Genomic DNA, 22,921 nt, shown 5'->3' on the forward strand with positions numbered 1-22,921 from the left:
GAGTAGGACACCGCCGGACACCAATTCACGATGGCCACCCAGAAATGGGTGGCCATCGCTGTTTAACCAGAGGTTCTGCAGAAGGAACCGGAAGACCCAGCACCTCGACCCCCGTGGCGTCCGCCATGGTGCGGGTTAGGGTGGTGGCGGGCGGCTCACGGGCCGCCGATCCCCGTCCTCGCGGACGGGTCAACTCCACAGAGCTCCACCACGACAGGCGAGGAACGCATGGACGACGCAGCACCCGACCGCAACGACCGCGGACAGGACCGGCGCGACGAGCGCCCGCCCCGCGCCGCCGGCGGCGACCGCTCCTCCTCCCCGCGAGGTGGAGCTCGAGACGGCGATCGGCCCGCTCGCGGTGGAGACTCCCGTCCGTACCGCTCGAACGACTCCGGATCGCGCTCGGACGCTCCGCGCCGTGACGGAGCCGGACGTCCGGACCGTGGCGGAGACTCTCGTCCCCGCCGCGACGGCGACTCTCGTCCGTACTCCAGCGGCGACTCCCGTCCGCGCCGCGACGGTGACGCTCGCTCTCCTCGGGCCGGTGACGCCCGTCCCTCTCGCGACGGTGATTCCCGTCCTCGTCGTGAGGGCGACTTCCGTCCCTCTCGTGACTCCGACTCCCGCCCTCGTCGCGACGGCGATGCGCGTCCTTCCCGTGACGGAGACTCCCATCCGCGTCGGGAGGGCGACTTCCGTCCTTCTCGCGATGGCGACTCCCGCCCCCGCCGCGATGGTGATTCCCGTCCCTCCCGCGATGGTGACTCTCGCCCCCGGTACGGGGATGCGCGTCCTTCTCGTGATGGTGATTCCCGTCCTTCTCGTGATGGTGATTCCCGTCCGCGTCGTGAGGGCGACTTCCGTCCCTCGCGTGAAGGCGACTCTCGTCCCCGCTACGGCGATGCGCGTCCTTCTCGTGACGGTGACTCCCGTCCGCGTCGGGACGGCGACTTCCGTCCTTCTCGTGATGGTGACTCCCGTCCGCGTCGGGACGGCGACTTCCGTCCTTCTCGTGATGGTGACTCCCGTCCTCGTCGGGACGGCGACTTCCGTCCTTCTCGTGATGGTGACTCCCGTCCTCGTCGGGACGGCGACTCTCGTCCCTCTCGTGACGGAGACTCTCGTCCGCGTCGGGACGGCGACTCCCGCGGCGGGCGCTTCGACGACCGTCGCGGCGGTGGCGATCGCGCGGGCGGCCGCGGCGGATTCGGCGGCGGGTACGCCGGCCGCGGCGCTCCGCGCGAGGAGCCGGAGCTCACCGAGGAGGAGCGCGAGCGTCGCTCCCTCCAGTCGGTGCGCCCTCGGCACGACGACCCGGATCTGCCGGATGACGTCCAGGCGAAGGATCTCGACAAGGTCGCCCGCAACGAGCTGCGCACGCTGTCGAAGGACAACGCGGAGTGGGTCGCGCGCCACCTGGTGATGGCGGGCCGCCTCCTCGAGGAGGACCCGGACCTCGCGCACCGGCACGTGCTGTCGGCCGCGCGCCGGGCCGGTCGGATCGCGGTCGTCCGCGAGTCGCTGGCCATCTCGGCCTACGCGACCGGTGACTTCGCTCTCGCGCTGCGCGAGCTGCGCACCTACCGCCGGATCTCCGGCTCGGACGAGCAGGTGCCCCTGATGGTCGACAGCGAGCGGGGAGTGGGGCGTCCCGACAAGGCGCTCGAGCTCGGCCGCTCCGTGGACCGCAGCACGCTGAGCCCCGGTGCCCAGGTGTCGCTCGCGATCGCGATGTCCGGGGCGCGCCTCGACCTCGGTCAGGGCGAGCTGGCGCTGATGGAGCTCGAGATCCCGCAGCTCGATCCCGACCGCGCCTTCTCCTACAGCCCGGACCTCTTCGCCGCGTACGCGCTCGTCCTCGAGGAGGTCGGCCGTGCCGAGGAGGCCGCCGAGTGGCAGCGCCGCGCGGACATCGCCGCGCGCGCCGTCTTCGCGGCCGAGGGCGGCGGCGACGACGAGACCATCGAGGTCGTCGAGGAGGAGGGCGAGTACGTGCCCGCCACCCGCGCCGAGCTCTCGGGTCTGGTCGCCGCCGACGCGGCCCCCGACACCGACGCGGCCCCCGAGGCCGACCTGGACGACGCGCTCGACATCGACGACGAGGACGAGGACGAGGACGACAGCCTCGGCCCCGACTCGGCTGAGCTCGCCGAGCAGGACGCCCCCGAGATCGACCAGCCCCTCGAGATCGACGAGCCACTCGAGACCGACGAGCCCGCCAAGATCAACGACCCCGTCGAGACTAACGAGCCCACTAACGCCGGTGCACCGGTAGAGGACGACGAGACCGCCGACTCCGATGTCTCCGCCGAGACGACGGCCGCGGACGCGATCGAGAACCAGGCCGCGCTCGACGACGCGGACCTGTCCGACGCGGACTTCGAGGAGGCCCTCGCCGATTCGACGCCCGAGGCGCTGTCGGTGGAGGACGCCGCCGAGGCGACAGGCGACGAGGAGGCCGCGGACGAGACCACCGCGGAGTCCACCGACGTGGAGTCCGCAGACGACACCGACATCACCCCCACCGACACCGAGGAGGACGGCGCCGATGTTCCGAAGCCCGAAGCCTGAGCCCAGCCCGCTGGACGGGCGCGACTGCGTCCTCGCCGACCTCGACGGGGTCGTCTACAAGGGCGCCGATGCGATCCCGTTCGCCGTCGAGAGCCTGAACCGCGCGGCGGAGACGGTCCGCGTCGGCTACATCACCAACAACGCCTCGCGCACCGACGTCTCGGTGGCCGGCCACCTCTCCGACCTCGGCCTCGCCGTGCGCCCGGAGGACGTGGTCACCTCACCGCAGGCGGCCGTCGTGCTGCTCGCCGATCTGATCCCGGCCGGCTCGACCGTCCTGGTCGTCGGCGGGGAGGGCCTCACCACGGAGGTCGAGCGGGCCGGCTTCACCGTCACCCGCAGTGCGGAGGACTCACCGGCCGCCGTCATCCAGGGCTTCGCGCAGTCGGTCGGCTGGGCCGAGCTCGCCGAGGCGTCGTTCGCGCTGCACACGGGCATCCCGTGGGTCGCCACCAACACCGACTGGACGATCCCGGTCGCCCGCGGCATCGCCCCGGGCAACGGCACGCTCGTCTCCGCCGTGCACACCGCGGTCGGGCGCCTGCCGGTCGTGGCCGGCAAGCCGGAGCGCGCGATCTTCGACGCGGCGACCGCGCGGTTCGGCTCGACGAATCCGCTGTTCATCGGCGACCGGCTCGACACCGACATCGCCGGGGCGAACACCTCCGGCATGGCGAGCGTTCTCGTCCTGACCGGCATCGACCGGGCGAAGCAGCTGCTCGCGGCCGAGCCGAAGCTGCGGCCGACCTACATCCTGGCCGACCTGCGCGAGCTGGACGCACCGTACCCGGCGGCCGTCGTCGCCCGGAACGGCACCCACTCGGTGCGCTCGGCGAAGGTCCGGCTCGACGGGGACTCCGTCGTGATCGTCGACGCCGGCTCCGACGAGACCGACCTGCTGCGCGCGGCGTGCTCGGTGATCTGGAGCTCGGGTCGCGCGATCTACGGACTCGACGTGCCGGAGTCGCTCTACAGCTGACCCCGCGTGCGCACCGGGCCTAGGCCCGATCCCGTGCGGCGGGCTCCTCCCGGCCCTCGAACCGGAGGAGCCCGCTCAGCCGGATCGCCAGGGCCACCGCCGCGACGGCGATCAGCGCGCCGTAGGCGAAGGTGGCCGTGAAGACCGCGGCGCCGCTCCCGAGCAGACCGGTGACCGCGGCGGCCAGCAGCCCGGTCAGCGCGAGCGAGACCGAGCCGCCGGTCGAGTCGGCGATCTGCAGCGCCGAGCTGTTGAAGCCCTCGCGCCCCGGCGCCGAGAGGCCGAGCGTCAGCGTGCCCATCCGCGGGAACATCGCGCCCATCCCGCCGCCCGCGAGGAACCAGCCGACTCCGGCGACGATCGGCGATAGCGCGAGCACGACCGTCAGCAGCACGACGAGGATGCCGGCGAGCAGCAGACCCGTGCCGAGGCGCATCGCGCCGCCGTGCGACAGGCGGGTGCCCGGCCGGCCCTGCAGCTGCGAGCCCAGCGCCCAGGAGACGGCGCCGGCGGTGAGCGCGACCCCGGACAGCCACGGCGGGAGTCCGTACCGCTCGCTGAGCAGCAGCGGGAGGTAGACCTCGGTGCCGAAGAAGGCGGCCGCGACGAGGGCCCGCAGCAGCATCGTCGACGGCAGGACACCGCGCGCCTGCAGCGTGCCGACCGGCAGCAGGGCGCGGACCGAGAGGATCACCACCGCGATCGCGACGGCGGCCACCACTCCCGCCGCCTCCGGAGCGATCTCGGCGCTCGTGCTCAGCACGACGACGGCGGCGGCCACCACGACGGCGCGGACGACGCGGCCGATCGCGCTCCGGTCGAAGGGCCGCAGCGCCTGCGGCTCGAGCGCGCGCAGAGTCGGCGCGATGACCGCGCTCGCCACGGCCACCAGCGCCACGACGCCGAGGAACACCCAGTGCCAGCTCGTCAGCTCGGCGACGAGGCCCGCGGCGAGCGGCCCGACCAGCGAGGGCACCACCCAGGCTGCGGCGAAGGCGCCGAAGATCCGGGGGTGCAGCTCGGCGGGGAAGACCCGGGCGACGAGCACGTAGAGCGTGACGGTGATCCCTCCGCTGCCGAGGCCCTGCAGCAGGCGCGCGCCGACGAAGACCGGCATCGACGTCGCCGTCCCGGCCGCGATCAGGCCGAGGGTGAAGAGCAGGATCGCCGCGATCAGCGCCGGGGTCGGTCCCCGGCGGTCCGCCGAGGAGCCCGCTGTGACCATGCCGACGACGGCCGCAGCGAGCGTGGCCGCGAAGGCGAGCGAGTAGAGCGCCCGGCCGTCGAGGTCGGCGCTGATGATCGGCATGATCGTCGTCACCGCGAGCGACTCGAACGCGCAGAGGAAGACGAGCGCCGTCGTGCCGGCGGTGGTCAGGAGGAACGGGGCCGAGGTGATGCCGCGGCGGGCGACGGAAGGCACTCTCGCCACACTACGCGGCGTCCGGCACCGCGGCCGGACTCAGCGGTAGACGGCCCAGTCGTCCTTCGTCAGCAGGGTGGGTGTGCCCTCGATCTCGACGAGCCAGCCGCTGTCGTCGCGCTCGAGGTAGCGCCCCTGGATGATCTCCGGAGCCCAGCCCCCGTCGCGCGAGGACACCCAGCGGACGAAGCGGACGGTGCCGCCGCGGCGGAAGAGCGTGCCGTTGTGGTCGCTCACGCGAGGATCCTCCTGGCTCGGGGGTCGGGAGCGCTCTCGGGCTCGGGGACGACGTGCAGTCCGATCCGGCCGTGCGAGGCCGCCGTGAGCGCGCGCAGCCAGTGCGGGTTGAGGTCGTGCTGTCCTTCGGCGTCGTACTCGTAGCGCGTGGCGATCGAGGGGTGCAGCCAGAGCTCGGACAGCCGCCCGTCGTCGTCCGCGGTCGTGAGCAGGAAGCCCTCGCCGCGGCGGAACCGCGCGGTGATCACGCTCTGCAGGTGCGCGAGGGTGCGGTCCTCGAACCGGTGCGCGCTCGGCGGTGCCCCGTACAGCAGGCGTCCCATCGTCGACTCTCCTCCGCCGTTTCCGGCGCACCGAAGGGGGCGCACCGCAGAACAGCGTACTTTATTGACTAAATCGGTTAGCTAAATGCCCGGCGAGCAGTGCGTTTCCGGGACAGCGCGTGCTGCGTTTCCCGGACGGCGCCCGCGGGCCGCCGAGAAGTGGTTGCATGGTCGGAGCGAGTTCCCGATCGGGGCGCCTGCCGTCAGGAGGGCGACCCATGGACGATCGACCGGATCTGTTCGCACTGCTGGCCCGGCTGCGGACCGAGGAGCGGAGCTACGACGCGCGCGTCGAGCGCCGGCTCGGCATCGGCGCGACCGACCTGGCCGCCCTGCGTCTGATCGGCGCCGGTGCCGGGCGCGACGAGATCGTCCGCGCGGTCGATCTGGCCGGGGCGATCGGCCTGACGACGGCGGCCGTCTCGATCCTCGTCGACCGGCTCTCCCGGGCCGGCTACGTGGACCGCGTGCTCGATCCCTCCGACGGCCGCGGCCGGATCCTCTGCCTGACCGGCCGGGCCGAGACGGCGCTCGGCGAGACCGACGAGCGGGTCTACGGCGAGGTCCGCGCCCTCACCGACTCGGTCGCCGACGCCGAGTCGGTGCGCTTCGCCGCGATCCTCGAGGGGCTCTCCGGGATCTTCGAGCGCGGACCGCAGCCCGCGGCCTGAGCCCGCGGCCCTGCATCCCGCTGCCCTCATCCCGCGGGGCGGCGCGCTCAGCGGGTGAGGCGCTCGATCAGCTCGCGGTAGCGACCGGCGGTCCGGACGACGATCTCGTGCGGGAGCCGGGGCGGCTCGCCCTGGCCGTCCCAGTTGTCGGCGAGCCAGTCCCGGACGATCTGCTTGTCGAAGGACTGCCCGCGCACGCCCGCGTCGTAGTCGACCGCGTCCCAGTAGCGCGAGGAGTCGCTCGTGAGCACCTCGTCGCCGAGAGTGACGACGCCGGTCTCGCGGTCGACGCCGAACTCGAACTTGGTGTCGGCCAGGATGACGCCGCTGCGCAGCGCGATCGCGGACGCCTCCCGGTAGACGTGCAGCGAGAGGGTGCGCAGCGCCTCCGCTGCGTCCTCGCCGACGAGCTCGACCGTGCGCTCGAAGGAGATGTTCTCGTCGTGCTCGCCCTGCGGCGCCTTCCAGGCGGGGGTGTAGATCGGCTCGGGCAGGACGTCGCCGTCGTTCAGGCCCTCCGGGAGCGCGACGCCGGAGACGGCGCCGGTCGCCCGGTACTCCTTGAGGCCGCTGCCGGAGAGGTAGCCGCGCACGACGCACTCGATCGGGAACATGTCGAGCGTCTTCACGAGCATCGCGCGGCCGCGCACGGCCTCGGGGATCTCCCCCGGGACGAGGTGGTTGGGCACGTCGGCCAGCTGGCCGAACCACCACAGCGACAGCTCGGTCAGCAGCTCGCCCTTGCCGGGGATGCCGGGCTCGAGGATCGTGTCGAAGGCGCTGACGCGGTCGCTCGCGACGACCAGCATCCGGTCGGCGCCGAGCACCGGGTCGGAGTCGTCCGGAGTGTAGAGGTCGCGCACCTTGCCGGAGTAGGCGTGCTGCCAGCCGGGCAGCGGGGCGGTCGGGTCGAAGGCCGGGGAGTCGTCGCGGGTCACCGGGCCATTCTCCCGGAAGCGGGGGCCGTGGTCAGCATCTCCGGGCGTCTGCGGACGTCGAACCTGGAAGCGGGGTGGGCATCCGCTCTGCCGCGCGGGATCCGCGCTGTCAACCACGCGCGCGGGCGCGATGGTCGCGCCTAGCGTCGAGGACATGACTTCCGAGAACACGACCGACCAGTACACGTTCCAGGACCCCACGAAGATGTTCGCCGACATCGACACCGAGGAGCAGTATCAGGAGGGCTCCGGCCTCGACTCGAAGATGGACGACCTCGCCGACCGCGGCGAGTCGACCTACCGCGGCTCCGGCCGCCTCGAGGGGCGCAAGGCGCTCATCACCGGCGGCGACTCGGGCATCGGCGCGGCCGTCGCCATCGCCTACGCCCGCGAGGGTGCCGACGTCGCGATCGTCTACCTGCCCGAGGAGGAGTCCGACGCCAAGAAGGTCGTCGCCCTCATCGAGGAGGCCGGCCGCGTCGCCGTCGCCATCCCCGGCGACATCACCGACCACGACTTCGCCGTCGGCGCCGTCGCGAAGGCCGTCGAGGGCCTGGGCGGCCTCGACATCCTCGTCAACAACGCCGGCAAGCAGCAGTCGGTCGAGGACTTCCTCGACATCTCCGACGAGCAGTTCGACGAGACCTTCAAGACCAACGTCTACGCGATGTTCTGGATGACGAAGGCGGCCGTGCCGCACCTCGCCCCGGGCTCCGCGATCATCAGCACCTCGTCGATCCAGGCCTACCAGCCGTCGCCGACGCTGGTCGACTACGCCTCCACCAAGGCCACGATCAACACGTTCTCGAAGGCGCTCTCGCAGCAGCTCGCGCCCAAGGGCATCCGCGTGAACGTCGTCGCGCCCGGCCCGATCTGGACCCCGCTGCAGACCGCCGGCGGCCAGCCGCCGGAGAAGCTGCCCGAGGTCGGCTCGCAGACGCCGCTCGGCCGCTGGGGTCAGCCTGCGGAGCTCGCTCCGGCCTACGTGTTCCTCGCCTCGCCCGAGTCGAGCTACGTCGTCGGCGAGACGCTGCACGCGAACGGCGGCATGCCCACGCCGTAACACTCGGCGGCATCCGCGGGCCCAGCCTGCGTCCGGAGACCTCGGTCCCGGGCGCAGGCTGGGTCTTCGCATTTAGTTGTCGTAACAATCGGTGCGGAGAAGGCGAACTGCGCAAGGCTTTCCCCATGACCGATTCCCTGCCGATCCTCGACCTCTCCCGCCTCGACCAGGGAGAGGAGGAAGCCGCCGCGTTCCGCCGCGATCTCCGCGAGACCACGCACGACGTGGGCTTCTTCTACCTCGTCGGCCACGGCGTGCCGCAGGACCTCCTCGACGACGTGGTCGCCGTCTCCCGCCGCTTCTTCGAGCTCTCCGAGGAGGAGAAGCTGGCGATCGAGAACACGGCCAGCCCGCAGTTCCGCGGCTACACCCGCTTCGGCGCCGAGCTGACCAACGGCGACGTCGACTACCGCGAGCAGGTCGACATCGGCATCGACCGCGAGACCGTGCCGGCCGGCGCCGACGTCCCGGACTACCAGCGCCTCGAGGGGCCGAACCTCTGGCCGGAGTCGCTGCCCGAGTTCCGCGCCGTCTTCGAGCGCTGGCACGAGGAGCTCGCCGCGGTGGCCATCCGCCTGCTGCGCACCTGGGCCGTGGCCCTCGACGCTCCGGCCGACGTGTTCGACGAGGCGTTCGCCGAGAAGCCGTTCTCGCTGGTCAAGGTCGTCCGCTACCCCGGCACCTCCGACCCCGAGCCCAAGCAGGGCGTCGGTGCGCACCGCGACGGCGGCGTGCTGACCCTGCTGCTGGTCGAGCCCGGCAAGGGCGGCCTGCAGGTCGAGCACGACGGCTCCTGGATCGAGGCGCCGGCGCTGCCCGGGGCGTTCGTCGTCAACATCGGCGAGATGCTCGAGCTGGCCACCGGCGGCTACCTCAAGGCGACGCTGCACCGCGTGATCTCGCCGCTGATCGGCACCGACCGGATCTCGATCCCGTTCTTCTTCAATCCGTCGCTCGACTCGACGATGCCCTCGCTGCCGCTGCCCGAGGAGCTGAAGTCCGGCCTCTCGGTCGACCCGACCAACAGCCCGATCCTCGAGACCTACGGCGAGAACGCGCTGCGTTACCGCCTGCGCGCGCACCCGAACGTGGCGGCCGTGCACCACGCCGACCTGCTGACCCCGACGAGCTGACCCGTCCCACGGGCTGACGCCCTCCGCGAGATGCCACTTGTGCACGCCTTTCACGGCGTGTCGCGTGCACAAGTGGCATCTCGCGGCGGGGGAGGGGACGCGCGCTACTCGATGAGGTTGGCGGTGGGGAGCGAGTGGGTGCCGAGGTGCAGGGAGCGCGTCGCGAGCGTCCAGCTGATGCGGGGGCGGAAGACGGCCAGGCCGGTGAAGGACACCGACTTCATCTTCTTCAGCGCGGTGCTCGCCTTCGTCCGCAGTGAGGAGACCTGCTCGGCGGAGTGCGCGGCGGCGGCCGGGGGCGGACCCACCTCCCACATCTCCACTCCGGACTGCGGCGGGACATCGGCCGGCAGCTCGGCGGCGCGTCCCGCCGGTCGCGTGGCCTTGTACTCCACGGAGAGGGGCACGGCGACGGAGGCGTTGGAGGTCAGGAAGCTGGTGAGCCGCCCGTCCGACGCCTCCACGGCGGTCTCGATCCCCTCGAGGAGATCGGACCCGACGTGGCAGCCCGTGATCGGGTCCTGCTCCGCGACCATCGCGAAGACGAAGCCGCCGGCGCAGCCGAGCAGCGCGCTCGAGACGTCGGCGGCGAGCCACTTGTCCAGCGCCGCCTTCTCCCGGGTGGCGATCTCCACGATGTAGCTGCCCTCGACGGTCGCCTTCCCCGCGACGTCGAGCCGGTGCGGGGCCGGCATCCGCTTGCCGGCGAAGGTGTCGAGCATCTTCGTGCCGTCGACCTTGCCGTCACCGGCCAGGCTGAACTCCTTGAAGTAGATCGTGTGGCCGGGCAGGAAGCGCCACGCGTCGGGCTCTCCGGCCTTCGGCTGGAAGTAGAGCCGGACGCCGTGCTTCCGGACGATCGCCGGAGAGAGGTTGACCCCTGCCTTCGCGAACGCCGTGTTCTTCACCCCGGGGGCGCCGAGAACGGAGTAGTTGATCGAGTCGCGGAAGGAGAAGGCGATCGACATCGTGGGGACGTTGCAGTCCTCCTTGAGAGCGAGCTGCCGGACCTCGCACTGGCCGTTCGGAGAGACGACCCACGGGTTGCCGCTCCTCGTCATCGACGGAGCGCCGACCGACATCTCCAGGTCGAACTCGTCGCTCACCCCGGGGTACTCCGAGGAGAGCTCGATCCCCGCCCGGAGGAGGAAGCTGAAGCGGCCCTTCCCGGCGATGTGCGAGTTGAGGGAGCTGTAGGAGCTCCAGCCCTCCAGATGCGCGGTCGTGCCGCCGGTGAACAGGACCGTCGCGGAGCTGTCCTGGTCGTGGGCCGGAAGACTCGCGATCGCGGCGCCGAAGCCGGGGTCGGTCGACGACGTGCTCAGCATGACGGCATCGCGGAAGCGGGCACCGACATCGCCCTCTCCGCTGCAGTGCTTCACCTCGACGTCGAAGATCGTGCAGCGCCACCAGTTCAGCGAGTGACCGAGCTCCTCGAGGTAGAACTTGGCGAACTCCGGGTTCGCGCCACCGTCGGTGAAGCTCGTGCGGTCCTTGTTGAGCAGGATCGCGCTCTGGTCGTCGTCGTAGACGAAGGCGGCGGGCCGATCGCCCAGGGTGTCGGAGGCGACCCAGATCGGACTGATCTGCTCCAGATAGGCGGAGTCCGTCAGGACCTTCAGCAGCTCCGCCGTGATGAGCCGGGCCTCCGCGCCCGTCCAGGCGGGGTTCCTCCGGGCGACCTGCTCGTAGTCCGTGCCGAACGCATGCGTGAAGATCGTCTCCACCCCGCGCTCGAAGGCGACCTGTGCGGCGGCGTGGCGCAGATCGGCACCGGTGGCGCTCAGCACCGGGAAGATGTTCGTGCCGCCGAGTCCCAGCTTGTCGCGGAGAGGCCCGTTCGCGAGGAGCCACTTCAGAGTCACCTCCGGGGTCATCCGCGGAGCCCCGGCGAGGAGCTGCCCGAAGTCCTGGAAGGGCGACGCGGGCGGAGTGTCGGACCCGGGCGCGTCGCTCCAGAGGCCGCTCTCGCGGACCCCCTCCACCGCCTCGTCGCCGAGGTCCTTCGAGAAGTCGGTGACGAGGCTCTCGAGTGTGGTCCCGAAGCCGTCCTTCCCTCCGATCTCGTGCAGCGCGTCCGAGAGGAACCGCTGCTCGCCGGACTTGAGCGAGGTCTCGGCGGAGAGCTCCAGCCCGCCCTCGATGGCCTCGCCCGCGGGTCCGAGTGCTCCGAGGAACACGCGGCGGAGGTTGGTCCCGCTCGGGTTCTGCTCGTACTCCTCGATGTGCCGGATCAGCGGCCCGATCAGCGGGATCTGCTCCGCCTCCGCGATCGCGCTGCGCTCCTGGAGCCATTGCCGCTGCAGGTCGCGGAACGTCTGCTCGTCACGGTCGGCGGCGCGCCGGTACTCCTCCTCCGCCGCCTTCAACTCGGACAGCTCCTTGCTCTCGACCCGGAGCAGGGCCGCGAAGCCGGTGGGGTCCTCGCCCGCCCAGGTGCGGTGCAGCTCGTGCCAGTCCTCCGCCATCCGGGCCCGGAGTCCCGCCTGCGCCTCGCCGACCCGGGCGTCGTGCTCGTTCCGTACGGCGGTCCGCTCCGCCTCGAGTGTCTCGACGTCGTGACCGGCGGCTGTGCAGAAACCGCTGGTGATCCCGAGACTGAGGACCATCCAGAGCGGATTGCACACGCTCCTCTGCTTGGCGATCGCGCGGTGGATCCGTGGCTCCAGGGCGGCGATCCTCTTGCGGAGCGCCGCCTCCGCTCGGAGCCTGGCGTCGTTCAGCCCGAGGGAGAAGAGCCGGTCCATCCGCGCGAGCTGACGCTCGTGCGCGCGCTGCGCGACCCGGTGCCCGGAGTCGTCGAGCGCGGCTCGGAGCCGATCGCAGGTCTGCTTCAGCGGGGAGTCCGCCGTCGCGCTGCTGCACCGAGCGGCGGACACGCGGAAGCGGTCGGCGCCCGACGCCGGATCGACGCCGGGCTCGCTCGTGAGGCACTCCGCTCCCGTCCCCGTGATGCAGACCAGACCCCCGTCGAGGTCGCGGGCGTACCAGATCGGCACCCCGAGCGACCGGCCGTCTTTCCAGGTCATCTCGGCGGCGCCAGCCGCCCTGCAGAGGCTCGCGAACACTGTCGGGAGCGAGTCCGGGGCGGCGGCCACCTGCGAGCAGCGCACGAGCGCGGTCCGGCCTCGGACGACGTCGGCGACCGCGGCGAGCGGCGTCGCCGTCCGCAGGTCGTACGCCGGCCCCTCGGCACCGGGCTGCGGCGTCACCGCCACCGGGAACGCGAGGTCCCGGTCGTCGACGATCGTGTACACGGCGGCGGGACGTGAGGTCGCCGGATCCGCCGGCAGGACGCTCAGCTCCTCCATCCTGACCCCGACGAGCGGATCGTCGAGAGGGGAGGGGCCGGTCGTCGCGGCCTGTGCCGGGACGGCCGTGCCGAGGACGAGGAGAGCCGCCACGAGGGCGGTCGGTCGGGTGAGGCGTCGGGACATGCTGCTCCAGGGAAGGGAAGGCGGGCCGGACGGGAGGGGTCGAGCGATCGTTCGCCATACCGTAGTGAGGGTGCGAGCCGGCTTCTAGATCCGTCTGCGCCATCCGGCACCGAAGCCGTCATTTCGCTCGAACCCGCCATCCCGCAGCGAGACGGCCACAGCGCTGGCGGTCCCGCGAGATGCCACTTGTGCACGCTTTCGTCGGCGTGTCGCGTACGCAAGTGGCATCTCGCGGTGGGGAGCAGACGTTGACCCGAGCGTGACGCGGGGGTGACCGGGCGCTGACGGGGCGGGCGGGAGTGTGGGAGCGCCGGTGTCCGCCGGACCGCCGCTCCTCTCGTCGTCAGGGAATCCCATGTCGTCTCGTCGTGTCCGCTCGTCCCGCCGTCTCGCCGCTGTGCTCGCGCCGCCGGCCGCGCTGCTCCTGGTGCTCGCCGGGTGCAGCGCCGCTCCCGCGCCGGCCGCGTCCACGGCGACCGCCGCTGCCGCGGTCGCCGCGCCCACCGACGCCGAGGTGCGGGGGCTGTTCGACGAGTGGAACGCGGCGCTCGCCACCGGCGACCCCGCGCAGGTGGACGCGCTGTACGCGGACGACGCGGTGCTGCTGCCGACCGTCGCACCCGGGGTCCTCGACACCTCGGCCGAGCGCATCGGCTACTTCGACGCCTTCCTCAAGAAGCGGCCGACGGGGACGATCGACGAGAGCGTCGTCCGCGATCTCGGCGACGGCTACGCCTCGAACACCGGCCTCTACACGTTCGATCTCGCGGCGACCGGGGAGGTCGTTCACGCCCGGTTCACCTTCGTCTACGAGGAGATCGACGGCGAGTGGAGGATCATCGAGCACCACTCCTCGAAGGAACCCGTCGCGCCGTGACAGTCGAGCGCTCGCCTGGGTGACCGTGGCAGGCTGAGGTGTGCTCATCTTGCTCGTGGAGGACGACCTCTCGATCGCCGACTGCGTGGCCGGCACGCTCGAGCGCTACGGCTACCGCGTCGCTCGCGCGAGGAGCGGCCGGGAAGCGCTCGCGTCCGGACCGGCGGACCTCGTCCTGCTCGATCTCGGTCTGCCGGACATGGACGGGCTCGACGTCTGCCGAATGCTCCGCCGCCGATCCGAGGTGCCGATCATCGTCGTCACCGCGCGGAGCGACGAGGCGGACACCGTCGCCGCACTCGAAGTGGGCGCCGACGACTGCGTGATCAAGCCGTTCGGCCTGCACGGCCTGATCGCGCGGATCCGTGCGGTGAGCAGGAGGGCCGGCACCGGCCTGGCGCGGTCGGTCGTCCTCCCGCTGCCGCCCCTGTCGCTCGGCCGGGTCGTCGTCGATCCCGCTTCCCGTCGCGTGCGCCTCGACGGGACGGAGGTCGCCCTGACGCCGAAGGAGTTCGACCTGCTGCTGGCCCTGGCCCGGCGCCCGGGGGCGGTGCTCACCCGCGAGGCCCTGATCGACGAGGTCTGGGACTGCAACTGGTTCGGCTCCACCCGCACCCTCGACGTCCACGTCTTCGCGCTCCGCCGCAAGCTCGGCGCGGCGGTGACGATCACCACCCTCCGCGGCGTCGGCTTCCGCCTCGACCTCCCCTGACGGCCTCCGCGAGATGCCACTTGTGCTCGCCTTTCACGGCGTGTCGTGTGCACAAGTGGCATCTCGCGGAGGGGAGGGGGCCTCGGGGTCAGGGGGTCAGCAGGTGGCCGCCGGGTAGGGGAGGGTGGCGGCGAAGGCGGGCTGGCCCGGGGCGGTGCCGGTGACGGTGACGGAGCCGGCGGGGGTCGACTTCAGGCGCGTGCTGAACGCGGCCGAGGCGGAGGAGCCCGGGGCGACCGAGGGGAACGCCTTCGTGCCGTAGGCGGAGTCGACGGTGATGTCGGCCGCTGCGGTGTCGGTGTTCTTGACGGTCACGGTGAGCACGACCTTGCCGGCGATGCAGCGGGTCGAGAGGGCAGGAGCGAGCTCGAGGGTGTCGAGCGGCAGCGCGGCCGAGGCCGAGGTGCGCACCAGCGCATCGGCGTAGCCGTTGTAGGAGGCGGTGACGCCGCTCACTCCGGCCGGGACGACGGCGCTCGCCGAGCCGCCCGAGAGCGCGATGGTCGAGCTCCAGGTGCCGCTGGTGAAGGTGACGGTGCCGGCGACGTCGCCCTTGTCGGCCGCCGCGACCGTCGCCGTGACCGTGCGGCCGTCGGCGGTGAGGGTCGTGGTGGAGTCGACGGCGGTGACGCCGGTCCAGTTCTTCATCGCGGTGAGGACCGTCTGCGGGACGCTGACGAACGCGCCGTGCCGCGGGCTGGCCGGGAGGCCGCCCTTGGTCGAGACGTTCCAGTCGGCCGACTTCGAGAGGCGGGCCGACTGCGAGCTGCCGGCGATGGCGGCTCCCGAGGTCACGAAGGCCTTGTAGCCGCCCTGGCCGTAGTTGTCGACGAGGAAGGCGTAGCCGTCGCCGTTCGCGGTGGTGTCGTTGGGGTCGCCCGCGTTCAGCTTGATGATCTCGGGGCCCTCGCCGTCCTGACCGGTCTCGAGCTTCGTCATGTTGGTGTCGGTCAGCTGCCAGGTCTTGGTCGGGTCGGCGTTCCAGTTCGACGAGGTCGTCGGCGCGGTGAGCACCGTCGACTTCTCCAGGAAGATGTCCTTCCCGGCCTCGAGGGTGCCGGCGGCGCCGCCCTCCTCGTTCTTGGTGAAGCGGTAGTAGTAATCGCCGATCTTGGTGATCGTCGAGTCGATCCGCGCGTAGCCGGTGTCCTGCCAGGTGGCGGGCGGCTGGGTGAAGGTGCGGAAGTCGCGGGTGATCACCGAGAAGACGCGGGAGTAGAGCTTGTCGCTGTTGGTCTTCGTCGCGTCGGAGTAGAGGCGCGAGGAGAAGAAGACCACGTAGGACTGCAGCGCGTCGTCCCAGTACGCCTCCGGCGCCCAGGTCATGCCGGCGGCCGGCTGGTTGACGGTGATGCCGGTGTCGGCGCCGTTGGTGCGGGTCCACGTCACCAGGTCGGTCGACTCCCAGACCTCGATCTTGAGGCTGCCCTTGGACTGCGCGTCGCCCCAGCCGGTGCCGCAGGAGATGCAGAGGTCGGTGGCGACCATGTAGTACTTGTCGCCGTTGTGCGAGCGGAGGATGAACGGGTCGCGCAGGCCCTTGGTGTCGGTCGTCGAGGTGATGACCGCCTTCCCGCCGTTGACCGGCGAGAAGGTGAAGAAGTCGTTGCCGGACGTCGCCGCCTGGTAGATCTTCTCGTCGCCGTCGGACTTGAAGTACGCCGAGGCGTAGCCCGCGTCGGGAGCGGTGCGGCCGAGCTCGGCCACCGTCAGCGAGAAGGAGCGGGTCTCGGTGACTCCGTTGAGGGTCGCGGTCGCGGTCAGCGTGACGGGCTCGTCGCCCGAGCCGTAGGCCGGACGGGTGACGACGCCGCCGCCGCGGAACGGGTCGGCCGCGCCGACCGCCGGGGCGGTGTACGAGGTGCTGGTCGGGGTGACGAGCGCCGGGTCGGACGAGGTCCAGGTGATGGCGGTGCCGTTCTTGGCTCCCGTGACGGCGAGAGGCAGGTTCTCGGTGGTGCGGGTGGCGAGCACGAGCGCGTCGAGGTCGTCGTTGATGCTCGGGGCGAGCACGACGACGTCGAAGGTCAGCACGGCGCCCTGGCCGGTGGTCGCGGTGAGGGTGACCGGGGTGTCCTGCGTGATCGAGCGCGAGACGACTCCGGTGCCGGAGACGACCGCGGGGTTCGAGGAGGTCCAGGTGAGCGGAACGCCGCTGCTGGTCGCGGGGAGCGTCAGGTTCGTCGAGACGGCGGTCAGCGAGGGGTTGCCGGCCAGGAGCACGGGCAGGATGTCGGGGCGGAGCAGCGCCGAGGTCGCGGCGGCCTTCGCGGCGGCGGTCGGCATGCTCGACGCGACCTGGTCGGCGGTGAGCGCCGTGTCCCAGAACTTGACGTCGGTGACGTCGGCGGTGAGCAGCGGGTCGCCGCTGTAGAGCGAGCGGCCGAGGTAGCCGAGCGTGCTCCCGGAGGGGACGATGCTCGCCATCGACTTCGCGGCGGTGACCGTCGAGATCTGCGCGCCGTCGCGGTAGAGGGTCAGCGCGGTGCTCGAGCCGGTGCCGGTGCCGACGAGGGTGAGGGTGGTGAAGCCGGGGTTGAGGGTGCCGCCGAAGGGCATCCGGGTCTCGCCGTTGCCGCTGTCCTTCACGCGGATGCCGGCGAGGACCTGGCCGCTCGGGGAGCCGTCGGGGTTCCGCGGGTTCACGAAGACGTGGTTGCCGAGCTGAGTGGTGTTCCAGGGGCCGACGCCGTCGCCGATCACCCAGCCGAACTGGTTCGCGGTGGTCTGCGTCTTCACCGTGTACTCGACGGCGAAGGCGTTGTCGGTGCCGGTGACGAGTCCCTTCGGAAGGCTCGCGTAGCCGTCGGACTTGAAGCGGGCGACCTGGTCGCCGCCGGCGTCGGCGAAGGAGGCGTCGGTGAGCCCGGTCAGCGTCGCGTTGCGGCCGTTGCCGGAGATGTCGAGGAGTGCGGAGCCGGCGTGCGACATGTCGTAGTGCGCGGTGGGCGCGGGCACGTCGGCGGCCTGGGCCGTCACGGGGACGAGGGCGCCTCCGAGGGCGACGCTCGTGCACGCGAGTGCGGAGAGGAAGAGGGACCGGGCACGGCGCCGGGGCGCGGTGGCAGGGGGCTCCGGGGAGCGTCGTCTCATCGTCGAGACCTTTCCTGGGTGAGGGGGATCAGGCCGCCGAAGAGGGGCCGGCGGGTGGTGTTCACGTTAACATGCGCGCCGGTCCGGGGCTAGGGCGGATCGGCGCGGACCGCGGTCGCGTCGCTCCTGCGGCGCCACCCTGTGCGGCGGCGGCCGGGTGGCGTACGGTGAGCGGACCGCATCCTGGTCCCCGATGTCGGACCTCGTCCATCCGTCGAGAGCACCAGGGGAGCATGAGATGAAGACTCTGTCGTACGCCGGGGGCGCGATCGTCCTCGAGGACGAGGTCGCGGACGCCGTTCTGCGCTACTCGGTGGCGCTGGCCGACCGCGGCCGGATGGCCACCGTCACTCTCGCGGACGCGGCGTCCTCCGACGCCTCGGCGGTGGTGGTCCTGACCATCGGCGTCGGGGTCCCGCTCCTGCTGCGGGGCGAGCGGACCGGGTCCGGCACCGACTCCGCGCTCGACCTGCGCGACCGGCTCGACGCGCTCGAGCGCTCCCGGGAGCCGATCGGGGTCTGGGACACCGACCCCCGGCAGCTCTGGGGCGAGCTGGACTACGACTTCCTCTGAGGCGCCGGCTGGACGTCCGATCGCCGGGACCGCCCCGGCCCGTGGGCGGCGCGGCGCCTTCCGGCGCACCCGTTCAGGGGAGCGCTAGAGTCGGCTACAACGTTGTATGTTCAGCAGGTCCCGACTGAAGGAGATCGATGGCGATCACTCTGCACGACGTGGCGCGGGCCTCCGGAGTGTCGATCAAGACCGTCTCCAACGTCATCAACGACTACCCGCACGTGCGCCCGGCGACCCGCGAGCGGGTCGAGGCCGCGATCGCCGAGCTGGGGTACATCCCGAACCTCTCGGCCCGCAGCCTTCGGCGGGGGCGGACGAACGTCATCGGGCTGGCGCTCCCCGAGCTGAGCCTGGCGTACTTCGCCGAGCTCGCCGACAGCGTCATGCGCGCGGCCGACGACCGGGGTCTGACCGTGCTGATCGAGCAGACCGGAGGCGACCCGCAGCGCGAGCGGGACGTCCTGCGCAGCTCGCGGCGCCAGCTCACGGACGGGCTGCTCTTCAGCCCCCTGGGGATGGCGATGGCCGACGAGCCGGCGCTCGCGGTCGACTACCCGCTGGTCCTGCTGGGCGAGCGGATCTTCACCCCGCGCTTCGACCACGTGACCATGCAGAACGTCGCCGCCGCCCGCGCCGCGACGACCCACCTGATCGAGTCCGGCCGGCGGCGGATCGTCGCCCTCGGGGCGCACGAGAACGAGGACGTCGGCTCGGCCGCGCTGCGGATGCGGGGCTACCGCGAGGCCCTGGAGGCGGCGGGCATCGCCTACGACGAGCGCCTCGTCAGCTACTCCGGACCGTGGCACCGCGCCAACGGCAACGCGGCGATGTGCAGGGTCCTGGAGTCCGGGGTCGACTTCGACGCCGTCTTCGCCCTGAACGACTCCCTCGGGCTCGGCGCCATCCGCGCGCTGCAGGTGCAGGGGCTGAGCATCCCCGGGGACGTCGCGGTCATCGGCTTCGACGACGTCGACGAATCGCGGTACTCGGTCCCGAGCCTGTCGAGCATCGATCCGGGTCGCGACGAGATCGCGCGGACCGCCGTCGAGGTGCTGAAGGGGCGGATCGAGGGCTCGCTCCTCGCGCCGCCGACGCTGCACGAGGCCGGTTTCTCGGTGACGTCGCGGGAGTCGACCGCTCCGTAGCGCGTTGATCACGGTTGCGTCGCGGACGGCGACCGCGCTCTTGACACTCGCCGACGAACTCCGCATCATCATCTCTACAACGTTGTTTTCCATCGTTGTACAAGCGACCTGCTCCAGGACGATCCCCCCTTCCCGGCCGACGACGGCCGTATCCGAAAGGACACGCAATGATGCGTCACACGAAGAGAATGCTCGCGGCGGGGGTGGCCGTCGCCGCCTCCGCGGCCGCCCTGACCGGCTGCTCCGCAGGGAGCGACGCCGCCACCTGCGAGAACACGATCGTGAACGAGGACGCCAAGGTCGTCACGATGTGGGCCTGGTACCCGGAGTTCGAGGGGATCGTCGACCTCTTCAACAACAGCCACGACGACGTCCAGATCTGCTGGAGCAACGCCGGCGCCGGCAACGACGAGTACACCAAGCTCACCACCGCTGTGCAGGCCGGCTCGGGCGCACCCGACGTCGTCATGCTCGAGAGCGAGGTCGTGCAGAGCTACATCCCGCAGGACGCGCTCGTCGACCTCACCGAGTACGGCGCGGGCGACGTGCAGAGCAACTACTCCGAGGGCGCCTGGGCCGACGTCTCCAGCGGCGACGCCACCTACGCGATCCCCGTCGACGGCGGACCCGTCGGCATGCTCTACCGCCAGGACATCCTCGACCAGTACGGCATCCCCGTCCCGACGACCTGGGAGGAGTACGCCGCAGCGGCGCAGGCTCTCAAGGACGCCGGCTCCACCACGCTCATGACGGACTTCCCCGGCAACGGCCGCGCCTACCAGCAGGCGCTCTTCGCGCAGGCCGGCTCGGTGCCCTACACCGTCGACGGCACGGACGTCACGGTGGACCTCGACGACGAGGCCAGCGCCAAGGTCATGGACTACTGGAGCGACCTGGTGCAGAAGGGCCTGGTCGGCACCGAGGACGCCTCGACCACCGACTACAACACCCACCTGGTCGACGGCACCTACGCCTCGGTCGTCGCCGCCGCCTGGCTGCCCGGCTACCTGAAGGGCTTCGAGGGCGCCGACACCGACGCCGTGTGGCGCGCCGCCCCGGTCCCGCAGTGGGAGGGCGCCGAGCCGACCCAGATCAACATCGGCGGATCCGCTTTCGCGGTGACCAGCCAGGCCGAGGACAAGGAAGCGGCCGCGACGGTGGCGAAGGAGATCTTCGGCACCGAGGAGGCCTGGAAGATCGGCATCGAGAAGGGCGCTCTGTTCCCGCTGTGGAAGCCGATCCTCGAGTCGGACTACTTCGCGAACCTCGAGTACGACTTCTTCGGTGGTCAGCAGATCAACAAGGACGTCTTCCTCTCCGCCGCCACGGAGTACCAGGGCTTCCAGGTCTCGCCGTTCCAGAACTTCGCCTACGACAAGCTCACCGAGGCGGTGAACGCCGTGAACAGCGGTGACTCGAGCGTCGCGGACGCCCTCTCGACCTATCAGACCGCGGTCAGCGAGTACGCCGCGGGCCAGGGCTACACGGTCGGTTGACGATCGGCGGCCGCCGTCCGCGAGGGCGGCGGCCGCCCCGTCCCTCCTCGAAGGAGCACCATGTCCAACCTCGTCGTCCCCGCCCCCGCCGCCACCGCAGCCCCCGCCGAGACCCGTCCGAAGAAGCCGCGCACCGGAGTCGTCGCCTCCCGGCGCGCCCGCTGGGGCTGGGTCTTCGTCGCCCCGTTCGGGATCTTCCTCGTGGTCTTCCTGATCACGCCGCTGATCTACTCGTTCATCCTGAGCCTGCAGAACAAGACCGTCGCCACCGGCAATCAGTGGGTCTGGTTCGCGAACTACGCCAAGGCCTTCTCGGACCCCCTCTTCCTCGAGGGCGTCTGGCTGGTGGTGCGCTTCGCCCTCATCCTGATCCCGATCCAGATGCTGGTCTCGTTGATCGCCGCGCTGATGCTGGACGCGCTCACCTCGCGGTTCTCGCGGTTCGCCCGGCTGATGATCTTCGTGCCCTACGCGGTGCCCGCGGTCATCGGCGCGCTGATGTGGGGCTTCCTCTACAGCCCGTCCTTCGGCCCCGCCACGGAGGTGTTCGGCTGGCTCGGTCTCGACGCGCCGAACCTGCTCGGCAAGGACTCGATCTTCGGCAGCCTGGTCAACGTCGTCACCTGGCAGTGGGCCGGCTACTACATGATCATCATCTATGCGGCCCTGCAGGGCATCGACCCCGCGGTCTACGAGGCGGCACGCCTGGACGGCGCGAGCGCGATCCAGACGGCGCTGCGGATCAAGATCCCGATGATCTCCTCCTCGATGGTGCTGATCCTCGTCTTCGCCCTCATCGGTACCCTGCAGTTCTTCACCGAGCCGCAGATCCTGCGCTCGCTGGCGTCGGGCTCGATCGACGCGTCGTACACGCCGAACATCTACGCGTACACGCTCGCCTTCTCCTACAACCAGTTCAACTACGCCTCCGCGATCTCCTTCGCGCTGGGTCTCGTGGTGTTCCTCGGGTCCTACCTGTTCCTGATGGCCACCAAGAAGAGGAACGGACTCTCATGAGCACCCTCTCGCTCGCCCCCAAGCGCGACCGCGTCCAGCGACGCGACGACGCCATCCGGGCGCGGAGCCGCCGCGGCGGCCGCCAGCTGCTCCCGCACGTGATCCTGCTCGCCTTCGTCGTCTACTTCGCGCTCCCGTTCTGGTGGCTCGTCGTGGCCTCGACCAAGGACCAGGTCGGCCTGTTCTCGGGCACCGTCAGCCCGCTGTGGTTCGGCGACTCCTTCGAGTTCTTCACCAACATCGGCTCGCTGTTCACCTACTCGAACGGCCTCTACTGGAAGTGGCTCGGCAACTCGTTCCTCTACGCCTTCGCCGGCGGACTCGGAGCGACGGTGCTGTCGGTGCTCGCCGGCTACGGCTTCGCGGCGTACGCCTTCAAGGGCCGCAACGCCTTCTTCTCGCTGGTCCTGGGGTCGGTGATGGTGCCGGCGACGGCCCTGGTCATCCCGCTGTTCGTCATGTTCAGCACCGCCCAGCTCACCAACACCGTGTGGGCGGTCATCCTGCCCTCGATGCTCAATCCGTTCGCCGTCTACCTCATGCGCGTCTACACGCAGGACGCGGTGCCGGAGGAGATGCTCGACGCCGCCCGGATGGACGGAGCCGGCGAGATCACGGTCTTCTTCCGCGTCGCCCTGCCGCTGCTGCGCCCCGCACTCGTGACGGTGCTGCTGCTCTCCGTCGTCGGGACCTGGAACAACTACTTCCTCCCCCTCGTGATGCTCTCGAATTCGCAGCTCTTCCCGGTCACCGTCGGACTCGGCACCTGGCAGACCCAGGCGTCGGTCAACACCGGCGGCCAGTCGCTGTGGAACCTCGTCATCGTCGGCGCCCTGATCTCCGTCATCCCGCTGATCGTCTCGTTCCTCACCCTGCAGAAGTACTGGCAGGGCGGACTCTCCATCGGCTCCGTCAAGTGACGCCGACCGGCGCCAGGACTCCCGCATCACCGCTCACCTCAGCACGATCCAGAAAGGCTCTGCCATGACCGACGCCTCCCGCGCCGTCTCCCCGCCCGCGACCGCGCGCGTCTCCCTCGATCCGGCTGCGGTGGTCGCTCCCGTGAACCCCCGGCTGTTCGGCTCGTTCGTCGAGCACCTCGGCCGCTGCGTCTACGACGGGATCTACGAGCCCGGCCACCCGACCGCCAATGAGGACGGCTTCCGCCTGGACGTGGTCGAGCTGGTCAAGGAGCTCGGCTCGACCACCGTCCGCTACCCGGGCGGGAA

The 22,921-nt window shown here is 71.1% G+C and carries 19 protein-coding genes and 1 pseudogene; 13 read left to right on the forward strand and 7 right to left on the reverse strand.

Going from position 1 to position 22,921, the window contains the following annotated elements; all coding sequences use genetic code 11:
• Positions 1-189: 189 nt before the first annotated feature.
• A complete protein-coding gene (locus MT350_RS19725; protein WP_243616531.1) occupies positions 190-1,311 on the reverse strand; it encodes a hypothetical protein in 1,122 nt (373 codons plus the stop codon).
• Between MT350_RS19725 and MT350_RS19730 the strand changes: the two genes are divergently transcribed.
• Positions 1,297-2,574 (forward strand): hypothetical protein, encoded by a 1,278-nt coding sequence (locus MT350_RS19730; RefSeq protein WP_243616532.1) that lies wholly within the window; start codon positions 1,297-1,299, stop codon positions 2,572-2,574. The genes MT350_RS19725 and MT350_RS19730 overlap by 15 nt on opposite strands.
• Complete coding sequence (locus MT350_RS19735) at positions 2,552-3,553, forward strand: HAD-IIA family hydrolase (protein ID WP_243616533.1); 1,002 nt, start codon at positions 2,552-2,554, stop codon at positions 3,551-3,553. Before MT350_RS19730 ends, MT350_RS19735 begins: the two co-directional genes overlap by 23 nt.
• A gap of 19 nt (positions 3,554-3,572) precedes the next feature.
• Here the strand turns inward: MT350_RS19735 and MT350_RS19740 are convergent, their stop codons facing one another.
• The 3 genes from MT350_RS19740 to MT350_RS19750 are packed head-to-tail and all read right to left on the reverse strand — an operon-like array spanning position 3,573 to position 5,536.
• Entirely contained in the window at positions 3,573-4,976 is a 1,404-nt protein-coding gene (locus tag MT350_RS19740; RefSeq protein ID WP_243616534.1) for an MFS transporter, read from the reverse strand.
• 39 nt (positions 4,977-5,015) lie between these two features.
• Complete coding sequence (locus MT350_RS19745) at positions 5,016-5,213, reverse strand: hypothetical protein (protein ID WP_123444572.1); 198 nt, start codon at positions 5,211-5,213, stop codon at positions 5,016-5,018.
• On the reverse strand, positions 5,210-5,536 hold the full coding sequence (locus MT350_RS19750; protein ID WP_243616535.1) for an ATP-dependent DNA ligase: 327 nt from the start codon (positions 5,534-5,536) through the stop codon (positions 5,210-5,212). The genes MT350_RS19745 and MT350_RS19750 overlap by 4 nt, the downstream gene beginning before the upstream one ends.
• 218 nt (positions 5,537-5,754) lie before the next feature.
• On the opposite strand from MT350_RS19750, the gene MT350_RS19755 reads away from it, so the two are divergent.
• Entirely contained in the window at positions 5,755-6,207 is a 453-nt protein-coding gene (locus MT350_RS19755; protein ID WP_243600760.1) for a MarR family winged helix-turn-helix transcriptional regulator, read from the forward strand.
• 47 nt (positions 6,208-6,254) lie between these two features.
• Here the strand turns inward: MT350_RS19755 and MT350_RS19760 are convergent, their stop codons facing one another.
• The gene (locus MT350_RS19760) at positions 6,255-7,145 is read right to left on the reverse strand and encodes a phosphoribosylaminoimidazolesuccinocarboxamide synthase (RefSeq protein ID WP_243616536.1); all 891 of its coding nucleotides are present in this window, start codon (positions 7,143-7,145) and stop codon (positions 6,255-6,257) included.
• Between the two features lie 154 nt (positions 7,146-7,299).
• On the opposite strand from MT350_RS19760, the gene MT350_RS19765 reads away from it, so the two are divergent.
• Entirely contained in the window at positions 7,300-8,208 is a 909-nt protein-coding gene (locus MT350_RS19765) for an SDR family oxidoreductase (RefSeq protein ID WP_279396541.1), read from the forward strand.
• A gap of 125 nt (positions 8,209-8,333) precedes the next feature.
• Positions 8,334-9,341, forward strand: coding sequence for an isopenicillin N synthase family oxygenase (locus tag MT350_RS19770; RefSeq protein WP_123706620.1), 1,008 nt, complete (start codon positions 8,334-8,336; stop codon positions 9,339-9,341).
• 104 nt (positions 9,342-9,445) lie between these two features.
• Here the strand turns inward: MT350_RS19770 and MT350_RS19775 are convergent, their stop codons facing one another.
• The gene (locus tag MT350_RS19775; RefSeq protein ID WP_243616537.1) at positions 9,446-12,778 is read right to left on the reverse strand and encodes a hypothetical protein; all 3,333 of its coding nucleotides are present in this window, start codon (positions 12,776-12,778) and stop codon (positions 9,446-9,448) included.
• Positions 12,779-13,133: 355 nt separating this feature from the next.
• Between MT350_RS19775 and MT350_RS19780 the strand changes: the two genes are divergently transcribed.
• Together MT350_RS19780 and MT350_RS19785 are read left to right on the forward strand one after the other, a co-directional pair.
• On the forward strand, positions 13,134-13,655 hold the full coding sequence (locus MT350_RS19780) for an SgcJ/EcaC family oxidoreductase (RefSeq protein WP_243616538.1): 522 nt from the start codon (positions 13,134-13,136) through the stop codon (positions 13,653-13,655).
• Positions 13,656-13,695: 40 nt separating this feature from the next.
• Positions 13,696-14,367, forward strand: a complete 672-nt coding sequence (locus tag MT350_RS19785) for a response regulator transcription factor (protein ID WP_243616539.1) — start codon at positions 13,696-13,698, stop codon at positions 14,365-14,367.
• A 96-nt stretch (positions 14,368-14,463) separates the two neighbouring features.
• Here MT350_RS19785 and MT350_RS19790 read toward each other — a convergent pair whose 3' ends face one another.
• Complete coding sequence (locus tag MT350_RS19790; RefSeq protein WP_243616540.1) at positions 14,464-17,460, reverse strand: immunoglobulin-like domain-containing protein; 2,997 nt, start codon at positions 17,458-17,460, stop codon at positions 14,464-14,466.
• Between the two features lie 238 nt (positions 17,461-17,698).
• Between MT350_RS19790 and MT350_RS19795 the strand changes: the two genes are divergently transcribed.
• The 6 genes and pseudogenes from MT350_RS19795 to MT350_RS19820 form a co-directional block, all read left to right on the forward strand.
• Positions 17,699-18,034: a hypothetical protein gene (locus MT350_RS19795; protein ID WP_243616541.1), complete on the forward strand. Its 336-nt coding sequence runs from the start codon at positions 17,699-17,701 to the stop codon at positions 18,032-18,034.
• A gap of 137 nt (positions 18,035-18,171) precedes the next feature.
• A complete protein-coding gene (locus tag MT350_RS19800) occupies positions 18,172-19,179 on the forward strand; it encodes a LacI family DNA-binding transcriptional regulator (RefSeq protein ID WP_243616542.1) in 1,008 nt (335 codons plus the stop codon).
• Positions 19,180-19,346: 167 nt separating this feature from the next.
• On the forward strand, positions 19,347-20,675 hold the full coding sequence (locus MT350_RS19805) for an ABC transporter substrate-binding protein (RefSeq protein ID WP_123706629.1): 1,329 nt from the start codon (positions 19,347-19,349) through the stop codon (positions 20,673-20,675).
• A gap of 60 nt (positions 20,676-20,735) precedes the next feature.
• Entirely contained in the window at positions 20,736-21,692 is a 957-nt protein-coding gene (locus MT350_RS19810) for a carbohydrate ABC transporter permease (protein WP_243588067.1), read from the forward strand.
• Positions 21,689-22,612 (forward strand): carbohydrate ABC transporter permease, encoded by a 924-nt coding sequence (locus MT350_RS19815; RefSeq protein ID WP_243616543.1) that lies wholly within the window; start codon positions 21,689-21,691, stop codon positions 22,610-22,612. The genes MT350_RS19810 and MT350_RS19815 overlap by 4 nt, the downstream gene beginning before the upstream one ends.
• A gap of 64 nt (positions 22,613-22,676) precedes the next feature.
• Positions 22,677-22,921, forward strand: a pseudogene (locus tag MT350_RS19820) (alpha-L-arabinofuranosidase); the annotation flags it as partial.

Origin of the sequence: Rathayibacter sp. VKM Ac-2928, assembly GCF_022815545.1 — a bacterium.
Classification (GTDB): Bacteria; Actinomycetota; Actinomycetes; order Actinomycetales; family Microbacteriaceae; genus Rathayibacter; species Rathayibacter festucae.